Below are 18,334 nucleotides of genomic sequence, written 5' to 3' on the forward strand. Positions count from 1 at the left end.
GGCACAATCGTGTAATGCCCGGGTTTTAAAGGGGTGGTTAGTTCGCTGTCATTGATCAAGATTTCCCCATCCACTTCAGGTGCCCATCTGAGATCCCTAGCTTTGTAAAAATATTCGCCCTCTTTATTTTCCACTAACGCTAGATTGAGCGTTTGAGTTGTGATAATAAGGTTAGTCCTAAACATGCTAACATGTCAAAACTAGCTACATAACGATAGGATAAGTTATCTTGTCGCTTCTAGCGATTTTGTGATTTGCAAGGAAAAATTTATGGATGAAATTAGAACGCTGTTAGTGGATTTTTTTCCGCAGGCAAAGCATTTTGGGATAATCTTGATCAAGGCTGTCATTGTCTTTTGTATAGGTTTTTATTTTTCGTTTTTCTTACGGAACAAAACCATAAAACTTTTATCCAAAAAGGATGAGATTTTAGCGAATTTTGTCGCGCAGGTTACTTTTATCTTAATCCTTATCATCACCACAATCATTGCGCTCAGCACGCTAGGCGTGCAAACCACCTCTATTATCACTGTTTTAGGAACGGTGGGGATTGCTGTGGCGTTGGCTTTAAAAGATTATCTTTCAAGCATTGCTGGAGGGATAATCCTTATTATTTTACACCCTTTCAAAAAAGGAGACATCATTGAAATCTCTGGCCTAGAGGGTAAAGTAGAAGCGCTTAATTTTTTTAACACCTCTTTACGCTTGCATGATGGGCGTTTGGCGGTTTTGCCCAATAGAAGTGTCGCTAATTCTAATATTATCAATAGCAATAACACTGCATGCCGGCGCATTGAATGGGTTTGTGGGGTAGGGTATGGGAGCGATATTGAATTGGTGCATAAGACAATAAAAGATGTTATTGATGCAATGGATAAAATTGATAAAAACATGCCCACTTTTATTGGAATCACGGATTTTGGATCCAGCTCATTGAATTTCACCATTAGAGTTTGGGCAAAGATTGAAGACGGGATCTTTAATGTGCGCAGCGAACTCATTGAACGCATCAAAAACGCCCTAGACGCTAACCACATTGAAATCCCTTTCAATAAGCTAGATATTGCTATTAAAAATCAAGACTCTTCTAAGTGATTGGTGTGAGGCGATTGTAGTAATACTTGAATTTTAAAGGAGACCCCACATCAAGCGGTAGCGTATGTCGTTTAGTGGAAAAATATAACGATAAAATAAAAGAGGTTTTAAACAATGATCTAACCTACTATTTAAATAAAACCATTAAAGAGTGGGTGTATAACATCAATTATGAACTTGAGAAAGTAGAAAAAAATCTAAAAGCCAAACAAGAGCAAGAGAAACGCATGGCATAAGAGCCATGCGCTTGGCAGTGAAACAAAAGAAAAAAAGGAAACAACATGGGAAAAATGAAACAAGAAACAGCGATTGACTATGAAAAATTAGCGAACCATTGGAATAATAATGATGAAAACAGCGAAGCACTAAACGCTTTTACGGACGCTTACCTTTATAAATATGAGAAAAAGAGTCAAAAGGTTCGGGCAATAGAGGTAAGTTCTCTAAACAAAGCTTGCATGGGAGAATTTTGCCACAAAAACCCAAACTTATTTTGATAATGATCGCTCCAAGGAACCAACGCCCTATGACCTCAAGAAAAGAGAATAGCTTTGAATCGGTGAGATCAGCCCCCATACCAGTTTTTGGGCAGGATAAACAAACCCTATTCCTAAAATATTTTGATTCATTTAATCCTATCTAAAAATATTAATCTGATTCTAAAATTCCCTCTAACTCTTTAGTGAGATTTGCAATTTCTTTCAACTCTTTAAGGTTGAGAGTAAGCTTATAATTGACTTGGTCATTGGGATTCATTGGCACTAATTGTTTCTTAAAAACTCTAAAATCCAATAGCATATTGGTTTAACACCAACTAAACACTCTCTCCCTAATTTATCAACGCCTAGAGTTATTGATATAATTCTCAATATTTTTTTAAAATCTTTAAAAATAAACTTAATGTTCAAAATTTTAACTTTTTCTTGAAGACCTTGCCCCAAATTACCATCACTTGATATTAAAATGCATTTCGCATTGGCTCCACCAAAAATTTGAGCGTTAGTGGATAGAGCGGTTAAAACCCCCTTATTTTGTAGCTCCCCACTCTTGCACTCTGCAACATAGAGATTTTTACCATCGCTAAAAGCTATGTCAAGCTCAGCATAAATAGGACGCTTATCTCCTTGAATGGCATTTGTGTTTTCAACGCCCAAAGTCATATTCAAGCGTAGATCATAGATCACTTGTTTGTCTAGCAACTTCAGTAATTCACAATAAATATATTCTTCAAACCAACCCCCTATAATATATTTTCTAAAATCATCTTCATTTTCTGAATATCTGAGCTTTATTTCCTTTCCGTCTATATTCACGCAAACTTGATGGTCTTTGTAAAACATTTTCAGATTATTTTCGCAAATATTTATCGTTTTATCTTTGGCATAGTTTTCATTGATCTTTTGATAGAGCGGAATAATTCTTGCGCGATGTTCATACAATAAGTTGCTTAAATTTTTACGCTCTTGTATCTTTTCTAAACTCTTTTCGTCTATAATACCTTTTTGTTTTATCATACGATTTGGGGCATGCAAAGAGAAAAAAGTCTCCACATCCTTAATGGGGATAGCTGGGATAACAAAAGGCTCAATGCCGCTTGGATTTTTAAAAAATAATAGTCGTTGGGCTTTTTCTTCAATATAGAAATAAGGCGCTTGAAAACATTCTGATGCCTTTAGCCCTGCTAGAAACATCATTTTAGTCCCACCGGTCAAATTAAAACATAATCTCTTATCCTTTAAGCCATGTTTTTTTGCATGTTCCAAAACGTTTTCATAAATATTTTTAGGTTCAAAAACATTCACTTCTATAGAATGAATACGATTGGCATTGATTTGAAAATACTCATTAGTCTTTTTTCGTTCTTCAAAAAATCTCTTTAATGTCTCAGCATTTTTGGAACTAGAAGTGATAAAAACATGCTTTTGAGCACTAAATTAACGCATTCCTAAAAAAATAGGCATCAATTGCTCCCCAAAAGAATGGAAAACCACATCAAAATCAAAATTGTATTCTAAAAATTTTAAGGCTTTTAGGCTCAACTCTCTATTTTGTTTCTCATAATCCTGTGGCTTAACCGGAACCTTCTCCAAATAAAAATCATAGTCATAATGTTTTGCAATACCTCGTGACTTCTTGACGCATTGCACAACATCCCATCCATAATCCATGGGGGTTTCTAAGGTATCTTTTCTTAAAATCTTGGTCTTATCCGAGCAAGGACTAGAAATCCTGTGCTCTTTATGCATTCTTTCTAACACATCTTTATCAACTTGATGTGCATCAGGGCGTTCTTGGGTTATTTTTTGAGCTTCTAAATGCAATTCTAATTCTCTGGGTTTAAAATCAATCAACAAAATTTTATAGCCAAATCCTCTAGCCATATCTGTATATGGTTTGCTTTGCCACGATTCAAAATTGGTGTTATCGCACACTACAATATCTATATGACTTTCTAAAGCTTGTTTGAAGGCTTCTTGATTGTTTTGATGGTATTCATTGAGTTTCTTTTTATCAAAAACATAACGCCTAAACCCCTCTTCATTTATTTGGATGAAATATTCATCGGTAGAATGAACGCTGATAGAATGCCCCAAGCTTTTTGCCGACTCTTCAATCTGTTTGGTCAAAGAGGTCTTGCCCCCACCTGGAATGGTGCGATTGATAACGACTAATTTGTTTGATTTATCCATCCTCTTCTGTCCCCTTAATTTCAATTCCAACACCTTCCAAATCCCCTCTTAAATACAAGCGTAACGCCAACAACAAAGGTGGGATATTGTTAAAGCTTTGATTTTTTAGCTCTAATTTTACAAAGCTTTTAATTTCAGTCTCTTTCTTTATCGCTTTATCTATGCTGTCCAATAAACGCATGGTTTTCTCGCTTTCAGGGATCAATTCTAACTCTTTTTTAGCGTTACGATAAGACAAAAACGCTAACAACAATTCGCATGCGCTACCGAAATAAAATGGCTCAGGATCTTTCAAACACTCTTCTATACGCTTTAAAAAGCCTTTTTGCTGCTCCAAGCTGGTTTCTTCCATCAAATTCTCTAAAAATTTCTCATTATTCCAACTAGCCCTAGCCACAATGCCTAAAATTTTAAAACAAATCTCTTGATCAATATTAGGGTTAAAAAAAGCAACTTTAAGATTTTTAAAAATCGTTTTTTGAAAGTCTTTTTCAAGAGAGCCTAAACATCTGCTTAGTAAAAAATCCCTAGAAGGTAATTTAAAAGGTAATTCAATAAATTCTTGTTGTAATTTTGCGGGAATGCTATCGTTCAAGCGACTAAAGAAATCCAAGATCTCTTTTTTAAAATCTCTGTCTGTTTGTGGGTCAAAATAATACTCTTCTAACCGCTTCAAACATTCTTTAAAGGGAGTAGCAAATTCAGGATTTAGGGTTTCTAACTCCTCAAGCGTGTAATGTGAAAAAATTTTAAAACAAGGATACTTGATTTTTTTGAGCGCTTCTATTCTGTGTTTAATTCTCTCATCTAGAGGTTTTCTTTGATAATTATTTTTAGCTGTATTCAATAAAACAATTTCTCTATTTTTTTCCAAACCATAAATTTTACCTCGATATTTACTAGGGTCTTCCCTATCTAAAAACACTTCCAAACACACTCGCGTGCCTTGTGAAAGCTCATTTCTGTTCGCGCTCTCTTTGCATTGACGGCTATGACAAAAAACTTTTTTACCATTTGTTTCCACTATGTAAAAAAGTTCATTGTTTCTATCTTTCCCTATTTTTGAGATTCCACCGCATTCTAGTTTTTTCTCTAAGAATTCTATGGCTCTCTCTAAAACAAATCTGGGTGGACTATTTAAGTCTTTCAATGTCTCTAATTGCTCTAGCGCCCACTCAAACAAATCAGAACTTTTGCCCTTATTAGGATTAAAGTCATTTTTTAGTTCATCAATACTTGGTTTTTTGATGGGATCGGGCGTAGGGAGTTCAACCTCCTTTGTATCAATACGCTGCCATTCTATAACAATGGGCTTTAAATCATTATTGACAGGTTTAAACTCTAACATGTAGTTAAACTCGGTGCCAGTGTCATAAGTGAGCGTGAGTTTGTATTCTTCGTCATTTTCTAGGGGAAAATCTTTAGAGGTGATTTTGCCTTGATAGGCGATTTTTTCTTCATTTAGGATCAAGGGCAAAGCAAGGCTTTCTAGCCCTTTAGGGATAATAAAAGGCGTTTCAATCTCTAGGGTTTCTTTATCTCCTAAAATGGTTTTATCTTTAATGATCTCAAAATTTTCAAACCGCCCGTCTTTAACCACTTCCATAGAGAGCTTAGGCAAGCATTCTTTATACAGAATAAAGCCTTCTTTTTCTAATCCTAAGGCTCTTTTAAAATTTTTTAAAGCTTTTTGGATAAAAGAATCTTGTAAAATACGAGCCTTTTTTGAATCATCGCTTTTTTGCCTCTCCAAAACCAAGCCGCAATTATTAAAGGTCTTACTTTTATGGTTTTCTTTAACGACCAAATCCACGCCGTTATAACGCAAACGCTCATTTTTCTTTAATTTATTTTCAAACAAAAAACTAAATCCTAAAGCAACGCTTTTAGGATAGAATTTTGCGTCTTTAAAATACAAGCTTATTTTATGCTTGATCTTAGCAAATTCAAAATTTTTAATATTATCATCTAATAAATAATATAATTTTTCTATCTTATAGCGTTCCTTGAAATCTCTCATAAAAGCTTCCACAAGAGTCTCATCATAGTCTTTGAGAGCGTTGGTCAAATAACCTTTTTCATCTATCTCACCCTTAGCGCCATTAGCGTTGATACAAATATTATCCTCCTGCTTTTTGGCTAAAAGAGGGAGCTTTAAAATCTTTTCTTCATTGCCATTACCCACTAGCAAAGCGAAGGGTTTAGGGCTAAACATATCAATATACATTTCCTTATAAACCCCCTTACACAATTCTAATTGCGGGATTTCTTGATTTAAATTTATAGGCTGTTTTAATTCCAAAAACTCTTTCGCTTTTAAACGCATCTTTTCAAACGATAGATCTTTCAACGATAAATCTTTCATTGGAAAACTATTTTTAATTAGCGCGTATAAATCTTGTTCATTTTTAATTAGCGTGGGTTCAATGTTTATAGAAGTATAAAATTGGGCTTGGTATAAACACTCCAAACAGAAAATTTGATCCAAGTTCATCCATGACCCCACACCATCATAAAGCCAATCATGGGCTTTAAAAATGCGTTTGTAGTGCTTATCAAAATGCAACAAGTTATTAGGAATGATGGCTTGTTTTTCATCAATTTGTTGGGCTACTTTACTCTTTAAAAAATTTGTTATGCTGAAAATTAACTCTTCAAAAACCTGTTGGAATTCTCTCTCGCGCCAATGAATTATTCTTAAAAGTTCTTTAATGAAACGCTTGAGAAACCTGTTTTCATGCGTATTGGCATTCACATAACGCTTGACGCTCAATACCTTATTGTCGCACAACTTTTCTTTCAAACTACGACCTGGTCGCTTGGCTAAATACAATACTCATTTAGCGTCAAATTCCCTAGCCTTTTCTAAAGGCATTTTTAAATGTTCTCTGCAGATATTGGTATTTAGATTGCTAAAGATAGCCTTTAGGGCTGGCTCCACAAATTTGCACAAAAAATACAAATCATCTTTATACGGCTTTTTTTATAATCAAATTGCGCGATATTTTCCAAAACGCTGAATAGATCTCTGTATTCAAAAGAAGCACTAAAATCATCAAAAAAAGCAATCGATCTTAAAAAACTCTGTGCTTTCAAACGCTCTATATGATTAGGCACATAGAGTTCTTCTAGATCCATTACAAGCTACTTTTTGAGAATTTTTCATATTCGGCATTATTCAAATAGTTAGCGCTGTTGAACACAAACTGATTGAAATCATTTTCCATAGCTTGTTTGAAATCCGAAGACACACTAAAGTCTTTCAATAGATCTTGAATCTTTGTTAAGTGTTGGTTGTTACGCGTCTGAACCCCTCTAAGTTTGGGGAAGATCTTTAAAACCAAGCATTCTTCATAAGCGAATTGCAAAGCCTTGTCCTTATCAAAAGCATGGAGAACTAAAGGGTGGTTATGCATATAAGCGCTCATGCTCTGCCACACTCTATGCCCAATGCTTCTAGCGTCCAAGCGTTCATTGATCTCTTCGGTTAGTTTTTTATATTTTCCTTCCAGCTTAGCTTCTTGATCACCCTTTTTATTTATCCAACGATTAAAAGTTTCAGCTTTTAAATATCCATCATTACTAGGAAGAGATTTTTGTTGCTTGCTTTTCAATGTTTTAGGTCTCTCAAAGTTCAAACAAAACGCCCTGTCTAGCACCTTATCGCTTAACATTTTGGTGCTTTCATCTTCATTCATCGTGCCCACAAACAATAAATCATCGCCTAAGGGCAATTCCCAAGTTAAGCTGGTGCCTAGTTTAATGCTGATATTAGTTTCTTCACTGCGTTTAATCTCTAGCTTGCTTAAAAATTCTGCAAAATACAATTCAATGTGGGCTAGATTCATTTCATCAAGCAACACCATATTCATCGCTTCTTTTAAGCCGTATGGTTCTTCATTCTTGCTCAAAGTGGTCTGGATGAAAAAGCGTAAAAACTCTGTCGCATCAAATTTGTTTTCTATCGCATTAAAATACCCCATCAACGATTCTGGGCTATCCCAAGTAGGCTACACGGCAATGCTTAAAAAATTTAACCCCCCAAAATGCGCATAGAGCTTGGGCAGTTCAGATTTTCCTGTCCCACTCACCCCACTTAGCACGCTCAATGGCGATAGAGACGCGCTTTTTAAAGCGGTGTGGAACATATACAATAAACGCTTGGGATAGAAAACATTGAACTCTTGCATACCCTTTTCTATGCGCTCTAAGAACGCTAATTCTTCCACTCTGCTTGAAGGCGTGCCTAAGCCTTTGGGGTTGGTTTTTGCAATTTGTTCTTTGATATTTTTTTTGGCGTTTTTCAAAATCCTCTACTCCCGCATATCTATTTTTCAGGCTTTCAAATCTTTCCTTAAGCATATTTCCATCAGCTTCTAAGGACACTAACTCAGCTTCTAATTGCTTATTGTGGACTGAAAGAGTGTTATATTTTTGTTCTGCGTTCTCTTTTTGGGCTCGAATTCCCTCTAATTCCCTTTTTTCTTCTTCTAACTATTCTATTCTTTCATCTCTTGGATCAAGCTTGCTTTTTTCATTTCCCAATTCTTGGATTCTATTTCTTAGATCCTCGTTAGCGGCTAATAAATCCTCTTTGCATTGTTCTAAATCCCTATTATCTCGTTCTAATTTTTCCCTGTCATAATCTTTTTGCCAATCTATTTTTTCTTTTAGTTCTCTGTTTTTTGTCTCAGAGCGCTCGTTTCATCTGCCATTTCATCTAGTTGGGCATGCAAATCACTCTTTTCTTTTTTTAAACGCTCTATCTCGTTTCGGTTTTCCTCTTTGATCTCTTCTTCTTTTTGCTTCATGTGGTTTTCAAGCGCTTGTTTTTGGGCATTAAAACGCTGTTTATCCAAATCTAGCCGCATTTTTTCTTCTAAGATGCCTGTTAGTTGTTGTTCATAGCCCTTAAAATTTTGCTCCCACTTTTCTAATTGGGCGTCAAATTGCGTTTTAAGATCATTCTCTAGCCTATCAGAGTACTCTTTGATACTTTCTAGCTTCTTTTTATAATCTTTATTGAGAGATTCTTGTCGCTCTTGTAGTTGCTTGTCTGTTGTTTCTAAGATCAATTCTTTTTGCTCTTTTTCATAAGTCCGTAAGTCCTCTTCAACTTTTTGAACCTGCTCTTTTTTAAATACCTCTCTATCTTTTATAAAAACTTCAAATTCTTTTCGGGTTTTTAGATAAACTTTTTTTCTTGATTGAACGCATCAATGTTTTTTTCAAGTTGTTTTTCTCTTTTATCCAACTCAGTTTCTCTAGCTCTTAGCTCCAATTCTTCATTCCTACTCATCGTTTCTCCTTTGGATATATTTTATTTGCTATTTTATTAAAATACTCTAGTGCTTGTTTTTCCAATTTTTTTAAATCCTCTTCTTTTAAACTTTCAAGTTCTTTAGCTATCTTGTGTGCATGGCCTCTCAAAGCAATAAGCCTAGCGATAAAATCCAGCCATTCTTGAACTTTTTCAAACACGCTCTCAAAATACTTACAGCTAAGCAATACTAACACATACGCTCCCAAACTCGCTTTATTATACTCAAACGCTCTTTTCAAAAAGTCTTCCATCACTTCTCTTAAAGATTTTCCAAGACCAGGATAATCCTCTAAAAGCTCGTCTTTAGTTTTAGGATTAAGCTTTGGTTGTTTTTGGATAGCTTCAAAAAGAATGTAATTATTCAGCTAGATCTAAGCTTCTTAATTTTCTAATGCTAACTTTTTAAAAACTACTTCTGTATTCTACTATAAATTTTTAAAAAATTATTTTCTTTTATAAATCGGAAAATTTTTTCTTTACAATTTTATTATTAATAGGGGGAGAAAGAATAATTACAATTACTATATTATATATCTTTTTTGTTCTTTTTTTATAAATAAGATCCTTGTTTTTGATTTTTTATAAATTACATTCTTTTTGATTTCTATTGAAAAATTTAATATTAAGAGGACTTTTATGAAAAAATCAAATGACAATAACGCACTCGCTAGAAGTCAAAGGGAGTTGTTTGTAGGGATTAGGGATTTTATTGTTTTTAAATTTAAGCGTATGGTTGTTTTTAACGGAGTAAGGGATTTTACAAAAATGAGATTTTTGTCCATAGAATTAGAAAAATGCGAAAATATTAAAGATTTGGAAAAATTATGTCATACAATTTATAATCAAGGCACAAAGCATATTTTGATGATGCGTGTATTGTTTTTATTCTTTGACTATTTTTGCAAGCATTTGAAAGTTAAGCGATTGAGACTACTCAATGAAGAAATGCTTGTGAATTTTTTATTTGAGTTAGCTAAACAAAGAAAGATTAATTCAATGGCAAAATATGTGATGTATATTAGGCAATTTTTTGATTACTTGGATAGGACTAAACATTATGAATTTTATTTTAGTCTTAAAAATATAGCCTTTGCTAAACACAAGGATAATTTGCCTAAACATCTAAATTCAAAAGATTTAAAATCTTTTATATATACTCTTATAAACTATAAAACGAGAAGCAGTTATGAAAAGAGAAATAAGTGTATTTTGCTCTTAATTATTTTGGGTGGTTTGAGAAAATCTGAGGTTTTTAATTTAGAATTGAGAAATATTGTTTTAGAAAAAGAGCATTATATCTTGCTTATAAAAGGCAAAAACAATAAAGAGCGAAAAGCGTTCATTAAACGAGAAATGCTAGAAAAATCTTTAGATGAGTGGTTGGGTGATAGCAAACGATTGAGTAGTTTTAATGGGCGTTTTGTATTTAAGAAGTCTTTGTCTAACTATACTCAAAAGCATTGTTCAATCAGTAATTTTGTGTTAAAGATTTTTATGTTGAGTGGTATTGAAAATTTTAAACAATATGGCACAGGATTGCACCTATTTAGGCATAGTTTTGCCACTTTAGTCTATGCTAAGAGTAGGGATATTGTTTTGACTTCAAGAGCATTGGGGCATCAGTCCTTAAGCTCCACAAAAATCTACATTCACACCGCACAAGAATATAATAAACAAGTAGCAAGCATTTTTGATAATTTGTTGAGTGGGTGAAAGATGGTTAATTCCTCATTCAAAAATTCTTTAAAAGGTTGTTTTTTGATGTTTTTTTGCAGTTTATCTCGTTGCTTTAGAACCAACATTAACAAAACCAACCGAAGTTCTTATGTTTTCAGGCTGAGAGGCTCTGTTTTTAATGTTATTTACAGCATTGCCTATTGCACCTTCTGTTTTCACAAGAAAATTGCCAGTTCCTACAGAAGCGCCTTTAACGCCACCGCTTACTGCACTACCTACATTACTAGCAAAGCTTAAAAAACTTTGCGACCCAGCTTTTAAGAAGTTAGCTAAATCAACCGAGCCACCTTGTGTGCCAAAAATGGTATTGATAATATTTGGAATATTGCTAATTAAAGCTGAAGTAATCGCTGAAATGATAATAATGCCGATAGTTTCTATGATATTTTGAGTAGGGTTAAATAATTCTAACCCAATAGAGTTTAGCATGGCAAACAAAAATACAAGAGGCGCATAAAAGGTTAGAGAAAAGACTTTTTTAATGTAAGAAAAGAAAAATCCTTGAGTTTGTTTAAAAAATAAACAAGGTGTCATAAAAATAAAGCATAGCAAATAAAAAGTTTTTTCTATAAAAATAATACAAATAAGATAAATTGTTTTAAATATAAGTAGGATTTGGAAAAACACAATAGCCACAAAAGATAGAGATTGCATAATGAAAACAAATGGTTTGCTAAAACCTGCATTATTTTCTCTAAAGCTTTCATAAAAAGCAAAAAGTTGCTTGGTTTGGTTTTTAATAATTCCTTGTATATTCCCATTAAAACTTATAAAACTTTGATTTGTTTTATTTTGGGATTGATTTGATTGTTGTTGAGCTTTTTGGTAAAAAGTTTTTGTTGTTTCTTCAATGGCGTTATTGAGAATGACTGCAGGCGCTTCTACAAAAAACTCTACATATGAATGGAATTTTTTAGGACTATTCAAAGCAAAGTGCATTAAAGATAGAAGAGCAAGAAAAAAAGCAAATTGTGTGAAAGTTTTGATTTCAAAAAACTCATTATTTTTGTATTTTTTTACAGAATATGCAAAAATAAGTATTGTTCCTATAGAAACCATAGCAGGTGCGATTGTTTTTGCAATATTGTTGTATTTGTCTTTAAATTCATTGGTGAAATTTTGAAATACGCCTATAATACTACTATAAAGCCCATCAGTAGCCACATTGAGATTATCAGCTGGTATGAAATAAGAAATAATACCAATAGCAAGAGAAATACCACCCCAAACCAAATAAGGCATTATTCATCCCATCCTTGTGTAATATTGTTTTTCATTTGTTCAAACTTTTCTGTTGCTATATTCCCACCTTGTGTCATCATAAAAGATTTTTCAACATCAGGCAATTGTGAAGTGGGTAGTCCAAATTTATTTAAATTTGCTCTAAAAGCTTGACTTGTTTTTTTATTTATTTCTAAAAACTCTTTTTTAACGCTTTCAGGAGGGTTTAAAAATGATGGCATAATGATATTTTGTTGTTTATAATAAGTGTCTGAATAGGCACTTGCCATAAGAGATAGGGTTTGATTCATAAAATTTAGGTTATTAGCAATATTAAGTAGAATTTGCGTGTTTAACATTTCAAATTTTTGTTTAAAGTCTGCATAGACTTTTGCTTTAGTTTCTTGATTTGTTGCTCCTTTAAGCCTTTCTATATACGAACTATTGTCTTTCTCAAAAGTGTTTATCAATCGTTCAATTTCAAGTGTATTACTAAAACAATAATCCTTACCATCAATATTTTGTTTAGAGCAATACCCTTCTTTTGCATAAATAGGATTTTTAACGGAAAGCTCTTGTGTGAAACTTGCACCCCTGTTCTGTAAAGATGAAAAAAGTTTAAAGGTTCTAGCTTGAGCTTCTTTGAATATTTTTAAATCAATTTGTTTTGATTGAGATAAAAAATCTCCATAGCACTGAAAATTTTTTGATATTAGACAAGTTTGTGCTTGAGCTAGGTATTGTTGCTTTTTTATCTCTAAAAGTTCTTGCTCTTTTGTTTTGCAAATAAAGTCTGCTAAAACCCTACCACTTAAACTTGTTGTTATATCTTGAGTGGTTGTAATTTGTGTATTTCCAAGCGCATTAGCTAAATTTTCTAAAGCTTGTCTAGCAGCACTCTTTTCTTTTCCCTTATCGGAGAAAAAAATCTCTTTTGTTTTTGGGGTAATTTTATTCATATCTAATTCAGGGCATTTGCTAGCAATATTTCGTAATAAAAATTTTTCGGCTAGATTGTAGTTTTTGGCGCTTTCTTGTAGAGCGAGAGCGTTTGACTTTACATTCTTGGCAATTTGAGTTGCATTTTCCACTAAACCCATAGGATTAGGGATATTTAAGATAGAACCATTCATAAACTGATTGGTTTTCAGTAAAATATCATTCACTTTATTTAGTTGGTTAATGGTTGATTGAGCTTTTTCTATCATATCTTGGTATTTTTTGATTTGGTCAGCCCAGTGATTGACCTGTTGGACAAAGCGAGACTTGTCTATAGCGTCTTTTGCTTGTTGCCAGATATTCTGCGTAGGATTATCCACAATCATAGCCACAGCGTTCAGGTGGCTTAAAGCAATCACCAACAACAGAATAAGGGATTTTTTTAAAAAAGTCTTTAACGCTTCCATACCTTATCCTTGAAAAGGCCTATAAATCAGTCTTTGAGCACAAGAAATTTTATTATCATGCCAATGATACCAATTCTTACCAATTTTTGTTTTTTCACTCCAAATATTATATTGAGAGCAAAAGCCTTCACTTTGATTGAGATAGTAATTAGACCAATCAATATAGCCTTGCGATTGTTTAAGATCATTATCCTTGTAATAGCCTTGATGGATTTCTACATACTTCAAATAATCATTACTCAAATGCAATTCGTTTTTTAAAACGCTTTGAGTCCTGTTGATGGTGGTTTGAGTGGTGATAAGATTATAGGTTGTGGGGTTTTTATTATCTTGGGCAGGGCGTAAATAAGGTTGAGTGGTTTGAGTGGTAGTGGTTTTGTAAGTGGCGCTCCAATCGGTGATACTAGGATTAGTATGGAAATATTGCGGTTGGCAACGATTAACTCCATAAGGTTTTTGGCATTGTTCTCTCTCACCATAATTCTTTCTTTCTATCCTAAAATAATGGCTTGTAGTCGTATCGCTTAAGACTTTAGAGCTGGACACACCCATTACATAAGGACTAACAACCGCACCACTTTTAATCCCTGCTTCAAAATTACAAGGCGTAACTTCTACCCATTCACCATTAAGCTTGTTATAGCTTTTTAACATTGTAGGTCTTTTGGCTTCTAATTTAGCGTCATTGTATTCCCATTGACCGCATGCAAATTCTTGATATTGTGAGCTTAATTGGGTAGCAATCCCACGATTTAAAATCTGTTGTTTGTTAGGATTGTTAGGATAATTGTAATACTGATCCACGATGGGCGTTAAGGTTTGGGTTTTATCATTTTTTTCATACCTAACAATCCTGTCTTGCACCCTTGCATAATCGCTACAAGGCACAGCGACATGGATTAGATTATCCATCCCACGAAACACGATTTCAGTTTGGAAGGTCTGAGTTTTCCCCATACCATAACCTTTATCGCTCGTGGTTTGTAAAGCGCATTTGCTGTCATCTTTGTAAAGTTGCATGGCGTATTGAGCGCCTTGTAAATCCACACAACCACCGATATTTTGCGTTTTATTTTCCCTATCTACATAGTAGTATTGCGTTTGCTTGATAGCCTTACCGGCTTCAAAATCGTATCTATAAGCGCATTTAGTGTCATCTCTTAAAGCGTTCATAGAAATACAAGAACCATCTTTAGCGATAACATCTAGTTTCATCGTGTTGTTGGGGCTTAACTCTGACGCTTTACAATACTGGCTGGAGTAATTGTTTTCTTGCGGGTTAGGATTAGTGGCGTTATTAGAACTACTGCCATTAGTTGGGCTAGTGGTGTTAGTAGGATTATTGGAGTTGTTTGTGTCTCCATTGCCAAAAGGAATAGGGAAAAGCCCTCCATTCCCTAACCCCCCACCACTTGAGCTATTATTATTAAAATTGTCATACCCTCTTGTGTTGTTGTTAGTAGAGCCATGATTAGTGAAATTATTCTCATACCCCCCTACAGAGCCACCGCTTGAAGAGTTAGAGCCATTCACCCCATCCACACCTAACACGCCATCTGTATCAATACCACTGCCCACGGCATTATTATTTGAATTATTTCCATTTGCGCCATTACTCCCACTGCTTCCATTTATCCCATCGTTGCCATTTATCCCATAGCCATTATTCCCATTCACACCATCTTTACTATTGATAGCGTTATCATTGGGGCTGTTAAGGTTGTTATTAAAAGGCGTGTTAGCATACATAGGGTCATTGGTAGCGTTAGTTTGAGCGGTGTTTTCTAGCTTTTGGTATTCTTCTTTATTGATACCTAAAATCTTAGCCACTTCTTCAGCATTCTCGCCTTTTAAAACAAGGAGAGTGGATTTTTTAATCTTGGAGTTAGGAGGCATTTTTAAACTAGTTTTAGCGGGGTTAGTCAAAGGAAACGATTGATTGTCTCTTAAAAGATTAGTGATTTCTATATCTATGCTGTTAGTTGCATTGTTTCTAAAATAAAACCCATGAGCTTCTACTTTAAACACTCTCTTGCCTAACACCACCCTGCTTTCTATCGCTCCATTAAGCAAATTAGCGTCAATTTCTTTAGTGGTGATAACACTCAAAGCATAAGTTGGACTAAGCAAACCTAATAAAAACGCTCCTAGAATAAAGCAGAAAAATAAAAAATGGTTATATGAATAAGTTTTCATTTGTTTTTGTTCCTTTATTTCAATTCCATTAAAAACTTTAAACGCTTGATCAACTTGCATCATCAAGCGTAAATCACGCCATTTGACATTGTTTAAAAAAGCTTTTGTTGGGGTTTATTCTCAAAAACTCATCTCCATAGGTATAGACACGCCATCATTTGCTAAGCTTTGATTATTTTTTAATTCTTTAGATTTTGTTAATGCGTTTTGTATGTTTTGCTTTGATTTATTTTCAAAAGCTTGTAGTTTGGGACTTAATGGCTTTTTCTCAGTGTTATTTTTTACAGATTTTTTACTATTAAAATCAACAGAATGATTACCTTGATTAAAATCAATAGGTTCATCATCTAAAAAAGACAAATCATTGTTATTTTTTACATTATCATTTTCAATAATGTTATTTTGTTTAATATTATTGTCTTTAATTAGATTATCACTAGTAGTATTTTTAACCATATTATTAACATTAGCATTATTTTGGGTTAAATTATTTTGATTTTCGCCATTAAACTTCCAAACGCCCAAAGCTCTTTTATCTATTTCGTTATTGGCAATAGCGTTTTGTAAGATTTTATGTTGCTCTTCATTGAGTGGGGGAATATGATTTTCTTTTTGATCGTTAAAAATGCTATAAGGAGTTTGATTAGCTTTTGAATTTTGAATATTGTAAGTTAGGGCAAGTTTTATGGGGTCATTTTCTTTTAAATTTTTATTATTGATTAGAGCGGTCATTAAAACTTCATTTAAAAATTCTTTGTGTTTTGTCTTCATAGCGCTTGGTTTTTTATTAACCAGCATGGCTAAAACTTGCAATTCTTTGGCACTCATATTGTGTTTAGCGTATTCTAAAAGCTCTTTTTTGAATAATTTATCAGAGTATTTTTTTTGTTTTTCACTAGGTAAATCTTGTTGTGTAGCCTTAAAATTTTCTCTTCTATTGTGTAAAAAATTTTTTAAATTTGTTATAGGTATCAAATGAGAGTTTTTAGAATTTTTCCTAATATTTTCCTTTGTTTCTGTGTTTAATTGTTCTTTATTTTGATGATTTTTATCGTCTTGTTTGTTGACAAACTCTTTTATCTCCAAATTAAGCTTATCATTTTGCAAATCCTCTAAATCTTGTTCAAAAGACTTCTGAATGGTTTGTTCTTCATCGTCTTTGTCTTTATTATCACTTAAATGTTCTAAATCTTTTAAGTCATTTTGTAAAGCGCTTTGCAATTCAAAATCAATATTATCTTGTTCTAAAAGTTGCTGTTGCGTTTTGTCTGTCGTGATTGTTTGTTGTAACTCTTCAAGCTCTTTAGAATAGATAGATTGTAAAGTTTCAAATTCTGCATAATTAGACGCACGACTTAAATCATTAGAAAACCTAGTTAAAAAAGTTGTCCATTCTGCATTGCCTCCAAATTTATTGTAAATTTCTTTCATATCTTTTTTTAGATCTTTAAAAAAATCACTCCAAGCTTTTGCTTTTTGTTGCTCATTGATGGAAAATAAACTATCAAATAACATTTAAAACTCCATTGTAGAGTATTGATCTACTTGCTTTTGTGTTTGGTTTTGTTTTTGATTTTCAAAAAAGATTTGTTGGTATTTTTCGTTTTTAATCGTGCAATAGTCATTGATAGTTTCAAACAATTTATCAATATTGTTTTTATAAGTGCTTTTTTGTTCATCACTAAAAGCATTGTTTTTATCTATATCGTTTAAAATCCTATCTTTGACATCTTTTAATACAAGATTAGAAGTGGCTCGTTTTTCCATAGGATAATCTTTATCATGTTCTAGTCTTATCATGGCGTTTGTAGATTTCTCAAAATGAGTGTTATTAAGGGGTTTTAGGTTTTCAACGAAATTATCCATTTGTTGTTCGCTTAAATATTTAGAAAACGCTTCTAAATTATATAACTTTTCAATTTTTACATAAGGTTCGCATTTTTCTTGCACCCTTTCAAAATAAGTCTCACCCATTGAGTTAGTTTTTTCTTGAGTTTCATACAAGGGGATTTTTTCGCCCTTAGCATTTAGAATGTATTCGCCTTGATTGTTTTTTGCATAAATAATCTCGTTGTTTTTATTTCTTAGAATTTTATCTTTTGAGTGTTTGATGAACATAACTTCCACGCAAGGCTCATTGTTTTTAATTTCTCTTAAAGCGTTTCTAAGTTCATTAGCTTTTTGTGGTTCTTCATTGGTAAGTTTCCCTATCTCTAGTTTAATTGCAGCATCACTAAGACCTATCCATGCGCTTGAATTATAGTTATGTATAGCCTTTTCTAAATCAAGGTTAAAATCATTTACATTGTTATAAGGAGCGCCTGAGTAAGCGCAAAAATTACGGCTATTTTGAGCTATGCTTTGTTTGTAATCATTTTTACTAATACCCATCTTTTCTAATTTAGCATCACTTTTATAAGGCGCTTCCGCTTTATTGCTTGGGTTTGCTATATGCAAGAGATTGTCTGCAACTTTTTTTGTGTAATAAATCTTAGCTCTTTCAAACTCATTTAATCCCTTGTTTTGTGATACTTGCTCTGTATTTTGGTTCATATAAAACCCCTAAAAATAAAAATTTTTTAAATATAACCATATTTTTAAAAACTAAACAATACGGGTTTTTTAAAGATTTTTATTCTAAAAATCCGTATGTTTTAGTTACTGAA

General features: G+C 33.2%; 14 protein-coding genes and 4 pseudogenes. 4 read left to right on the forward strand and 14 right to left on the reverse strand.

Features of this window, described 5'->3' with window-relative positions; genetic code table 11:
* Window positions 1-140: pseudogene (locus tag DV63_RS12550) on the reverse strand (hypothetical protein); the annotation flags it as partial.
* A gap of 130 nt (window positions 141-270) precedes the next feature.
* Here DV63_RS12550 and mscS point away from each other — a divergent pair.
* Genes mscS through DV63_RS18360 form a run of 3 tightly spaced genes read left to right on the forward strand, consistent with a single transcriptional unit; the run spans window position 271 to window position 1,592 of the window.
* Window positions 271-1,095 carry a small-conductance mechanosensitive channel MscS gene (mscS, locus tag DV63_RS12555; RefSeq protein ID WP_000343517.1) on the forward strand — a complete coding sequence of 275 codons (825 nt, stop codon included), beginning with the start codon at window positions 271-273 and terminating at the stop codon, window positions 1,093-1,095.
* A 26-nt stretch (window positions 1,096-1,121) separates the two neighbouring features.
* Window positions 1,122-1,331, forward strand: a complete 210-nt coding sequence (locus tag DV63_RS18260; protein WP_131157278.1) for a hypothetical protein — start codon at window positions 1,122-1,124, stop codon at window positions 1,329-1,331.
* A gap of 45 nt (window positions 1,332-1,376) precedes the next feature.
* Window positions 1,377-1,592 carry a hypothetical protein gene (locus DV63_RS18360; protein ID WP_000517568.1) on the forward strand — a complete coding sequence of 72 codons (216 nt, stop codon included), beginning with the start codon at window positions 1,377-1,379 and terminating at the stop codon, window positions 1,590-1,592.
* Window positions 1,593-1,743: 151 nt separating this feature from the next.
* On the opposite strand, the pseudogene DV63_RS12565 reads toward DV63_RS18360, so the two are convergent.
* From DV63_RS12565 to DV63_RS0209205, 8 genes and pseudogenes are all read right to left on the reverse strand, one after another.
* Window positions 1,744-1,872, reverse strand: a pseudogene (locus DV63_RS12565) (type II restriction endonuclease); the annotation flags it as partial.
* Window positions 1,857-2,897, reverse strand: coding sequence for a Card1-like endonuclease domain-containing protein (locus DV63_RS12570; RefSeq protein ID WP_031202318.1), 1,041 nt, complete (start codon window positions 2,895-2,897; stop codon window positions 1,857-1,859). The gene DV63_RS12570 and the pseudogene DV63_RS12565, both read right to left, overlap by 16 nt.
* Window positions 2,898-3,029: 132 nt before the next feature.
* Window positions 3,030-3,785 (reverse strand): AAA family ATPase, encoded by a 756-nt coding sequence (locus DV63_RS12575; RefSeq protein ID WP_000361569.1) that lies wholly within the window; start codon window positions 3,783-3,785, stop codon window positions 3,030-3,032.
* Window positions 3,778-6,923 (reverse strand): annotated as a pseudogene (locus tag DV63_RS0209190) (DUF2357 domain-containing protein). The gene DV63_RS12575 and the pseudogene DV63_RS0209190 overlap by 8 nt, the downstream one beginning before the upstream one ends.
* Window positions 6,923-7,768 carry a DUF8727 domain-containing protein gene (locus DV63_RS17705; protein ID WP_017179766.1) on the reverse strand — a complete coding sequence of 282 codons (846 nt, stop codon included), beginning with the start codon at window positions 7,766-7,768 and terminating at the stop codon, window positions 6,923-6,925. The pseudogene DV63_RS0209190 and the gene DV63_RS17705 overlap by 1 nt, the downstream one beginning before the upstream one ends.
* Window positions 7,769-7,795: 27 nt before the next feature.
* Complete coding sequence (locus DV63_RS18520) at window positions 7,796-8,092, reverse strand: hypothetical protein (protein WP_017179765.1); 297 nt, start codon at window positions 8,090-8,092, stop codon at window positions 7,796-7,798.
* A 363-nt stretch (window positions 8,093-8,455) separates the two neighbouring features.
* The gene (locus tag DV63_RS18525) at window positions 8,456-8,860 is read right to left on the reverse strand and encodes a hypothetical protein (RefSeq protein WP_017179764.1); all 405 of its coding nucleotides are present in this window, start codon (window positions 8,858-8,860) and stop codon (window positions 8,456-8,458) included.
* Window positions 8,861-9,080: 220 nt separating this feature from the next.
* A pseudogene (locus DV63_RS0209205) lies at window positions 9,081-9,461 on the reverse strand (hypothetical protein); the annotation flags it as partial.
* Window positions 9,462-9,744: 283 nt separating this feature from the next.
* Here DV63_RS0209205 and DV63_RS12595 point away from each other — a divergent pair.
* Window positions 9,745-10,821 (forward strand): tyrosine-type recombinase/integrase, encoded by a 1,077-nt coding sequence (locus DV63_RS12595; protein WP_000749462.1) that lies wholly within the window; start codon window positions 9,745-9,747, stop codon window positions 10,819-10,821.
* Window positions 10,822-10,884: 63 nt separating this feature from the next.
* Here the strand turns inward: DV63_RS12595 and DV63_RS12600 are convergent, their stop codons facing one another.
* The 5 genes from DV63_RS12600 to DV63_RS12620 form a co-directional block, all read right to left on the reverse strand.
* Entirely contained in the window at window positions 10,885-12,087 is a 1,203-nt protein-coding gene (locus DV63_RS12600) for a hypothetical protein (protein ID WP_001146615.1), read from the reverse strand.
* A complete protein-coding gene (locus tag DV63_RS12605; protein WP_000387738.1) occupies window positions 12,087-13,472 on the reverse strand; it encodes a hypothetical protein in 1,386 nt (461 codons plus the stop codon). The genes DV63_RS12600 and DV63_RS12605 overlap by 1 nt, the downstream gene beginning before the upstream one ends.
* 3 nt (window positions 13,473-13,475) lie before the next feature.
* Complete coding sequence (locus DV63_RS12610; protein WP_031202321.1) at window positions 13,476-15,668, reverse strand: hypothetical protein; 2,193 nt, start codon at window positions 15,666-15,668, stop codon at window positions 13,476-13,478.
* Window positions 15,669-15,788: 120 nt separating this feature from the next.
* A complete protein-coding gene (locus DV63_RS12615) occupies window positions 15,789-17,183 on the reverse strand; it encodes a hypothetical protein (RefSeq protein ID WP_000895781.1) in 1,395 nt (464 codons plus the stop codon).
* Window positions 17,184-18,221: a hypothetical protein gene (locus tag DV63_RS12620; protein ID WP_001075339.1), complete on the reverse strand. Its 1,038-nt coding sequence runs from the start codon at window positions 18,219-18,221 to the stop codon at window positions 17,184-17,186. It abuts the gene before it with no gap.
* Between the last annotated feature and the right edge of the window lie 113 nt (window positions 18,222-18,334).

Source organism: Helicobacter pylori FD535 (genome assembly GCF_000296015.2).
GTDB classification, from domain to species: domain Bacteria; phylum Campylobacterota; class Campylobacteria; order Campylobacterales; family Helicobacteraceae; genus Helicobacter; species Helicobacter pylori_CT.

Coding starts and splice junctions, on each gene's coding strand:
- DV63_RS12605 (WP_000387738.1), bottom strand. CDS start 13,472: ATGGAAGCGTTAAAGACTTTTTTAAAAAAATCCCTTATTCTGTTGTTG.
- DV63_RS12620 (WP_001075339.1), bottom strand. CDS start 18,221: ATGAACCAAAATACAGAGCAAGTATCACAAAACAAGGGATTAAATGAG.
- DV63_RS12575 (WP_000361569.1), bottom strand. CDS start 3,785: ATGGATAAATCAAACAAATTAGTCGTTATCAATCGCACCATTCCAGGT.
- DV63_RS12595 (WP_000749462.1), top strand. CDS start 9,745: ATGAAAAAATCAAATGACAATAACGCACTCGCTAGAAGTCAAAGGGAG.
- DV63_RS17705 (WP_017179766.1), bottom strand. CDS start 7,768: ATGGGGTATTTTAATGCGATAGAAAACAAATTTGATGCGACAGAGTTT.
- DV63_RS12615 (WP_000895781.1), bottom strand. CDS start 17,183: ATGTTATTTGATAGTTTATTTTCCATCAATGAGCAACAAAAAGCAAAA.
- mscS (WP_000343517.1), top strand. CDS start 271: ATGGATGAAATTAGAACGCTGTTAGTGGATTTTTTTCCGCAGGCAAAG.
- DV63_RS12610 (WP_031202321.1), bottom strand. CDS start 15,668: ATGAAAACTTATTCATATAACCATTTTTTATTTTTCTGCTTTATTCTA.
- DV63_RS12600 (WP_001146615.1), bottom strand. CDS start 12,087: ATGCCTTATTTGGTTTGGGGTGGTATTTCTCTTGCTATTGGTATTATT.
- DV63_RS18360 (WP_000517568.1), top strand. CDS start 1,377: ATGGGAAAAATGAAACAAGAAACAGCGATTGACTATGAAAAATTAGCG.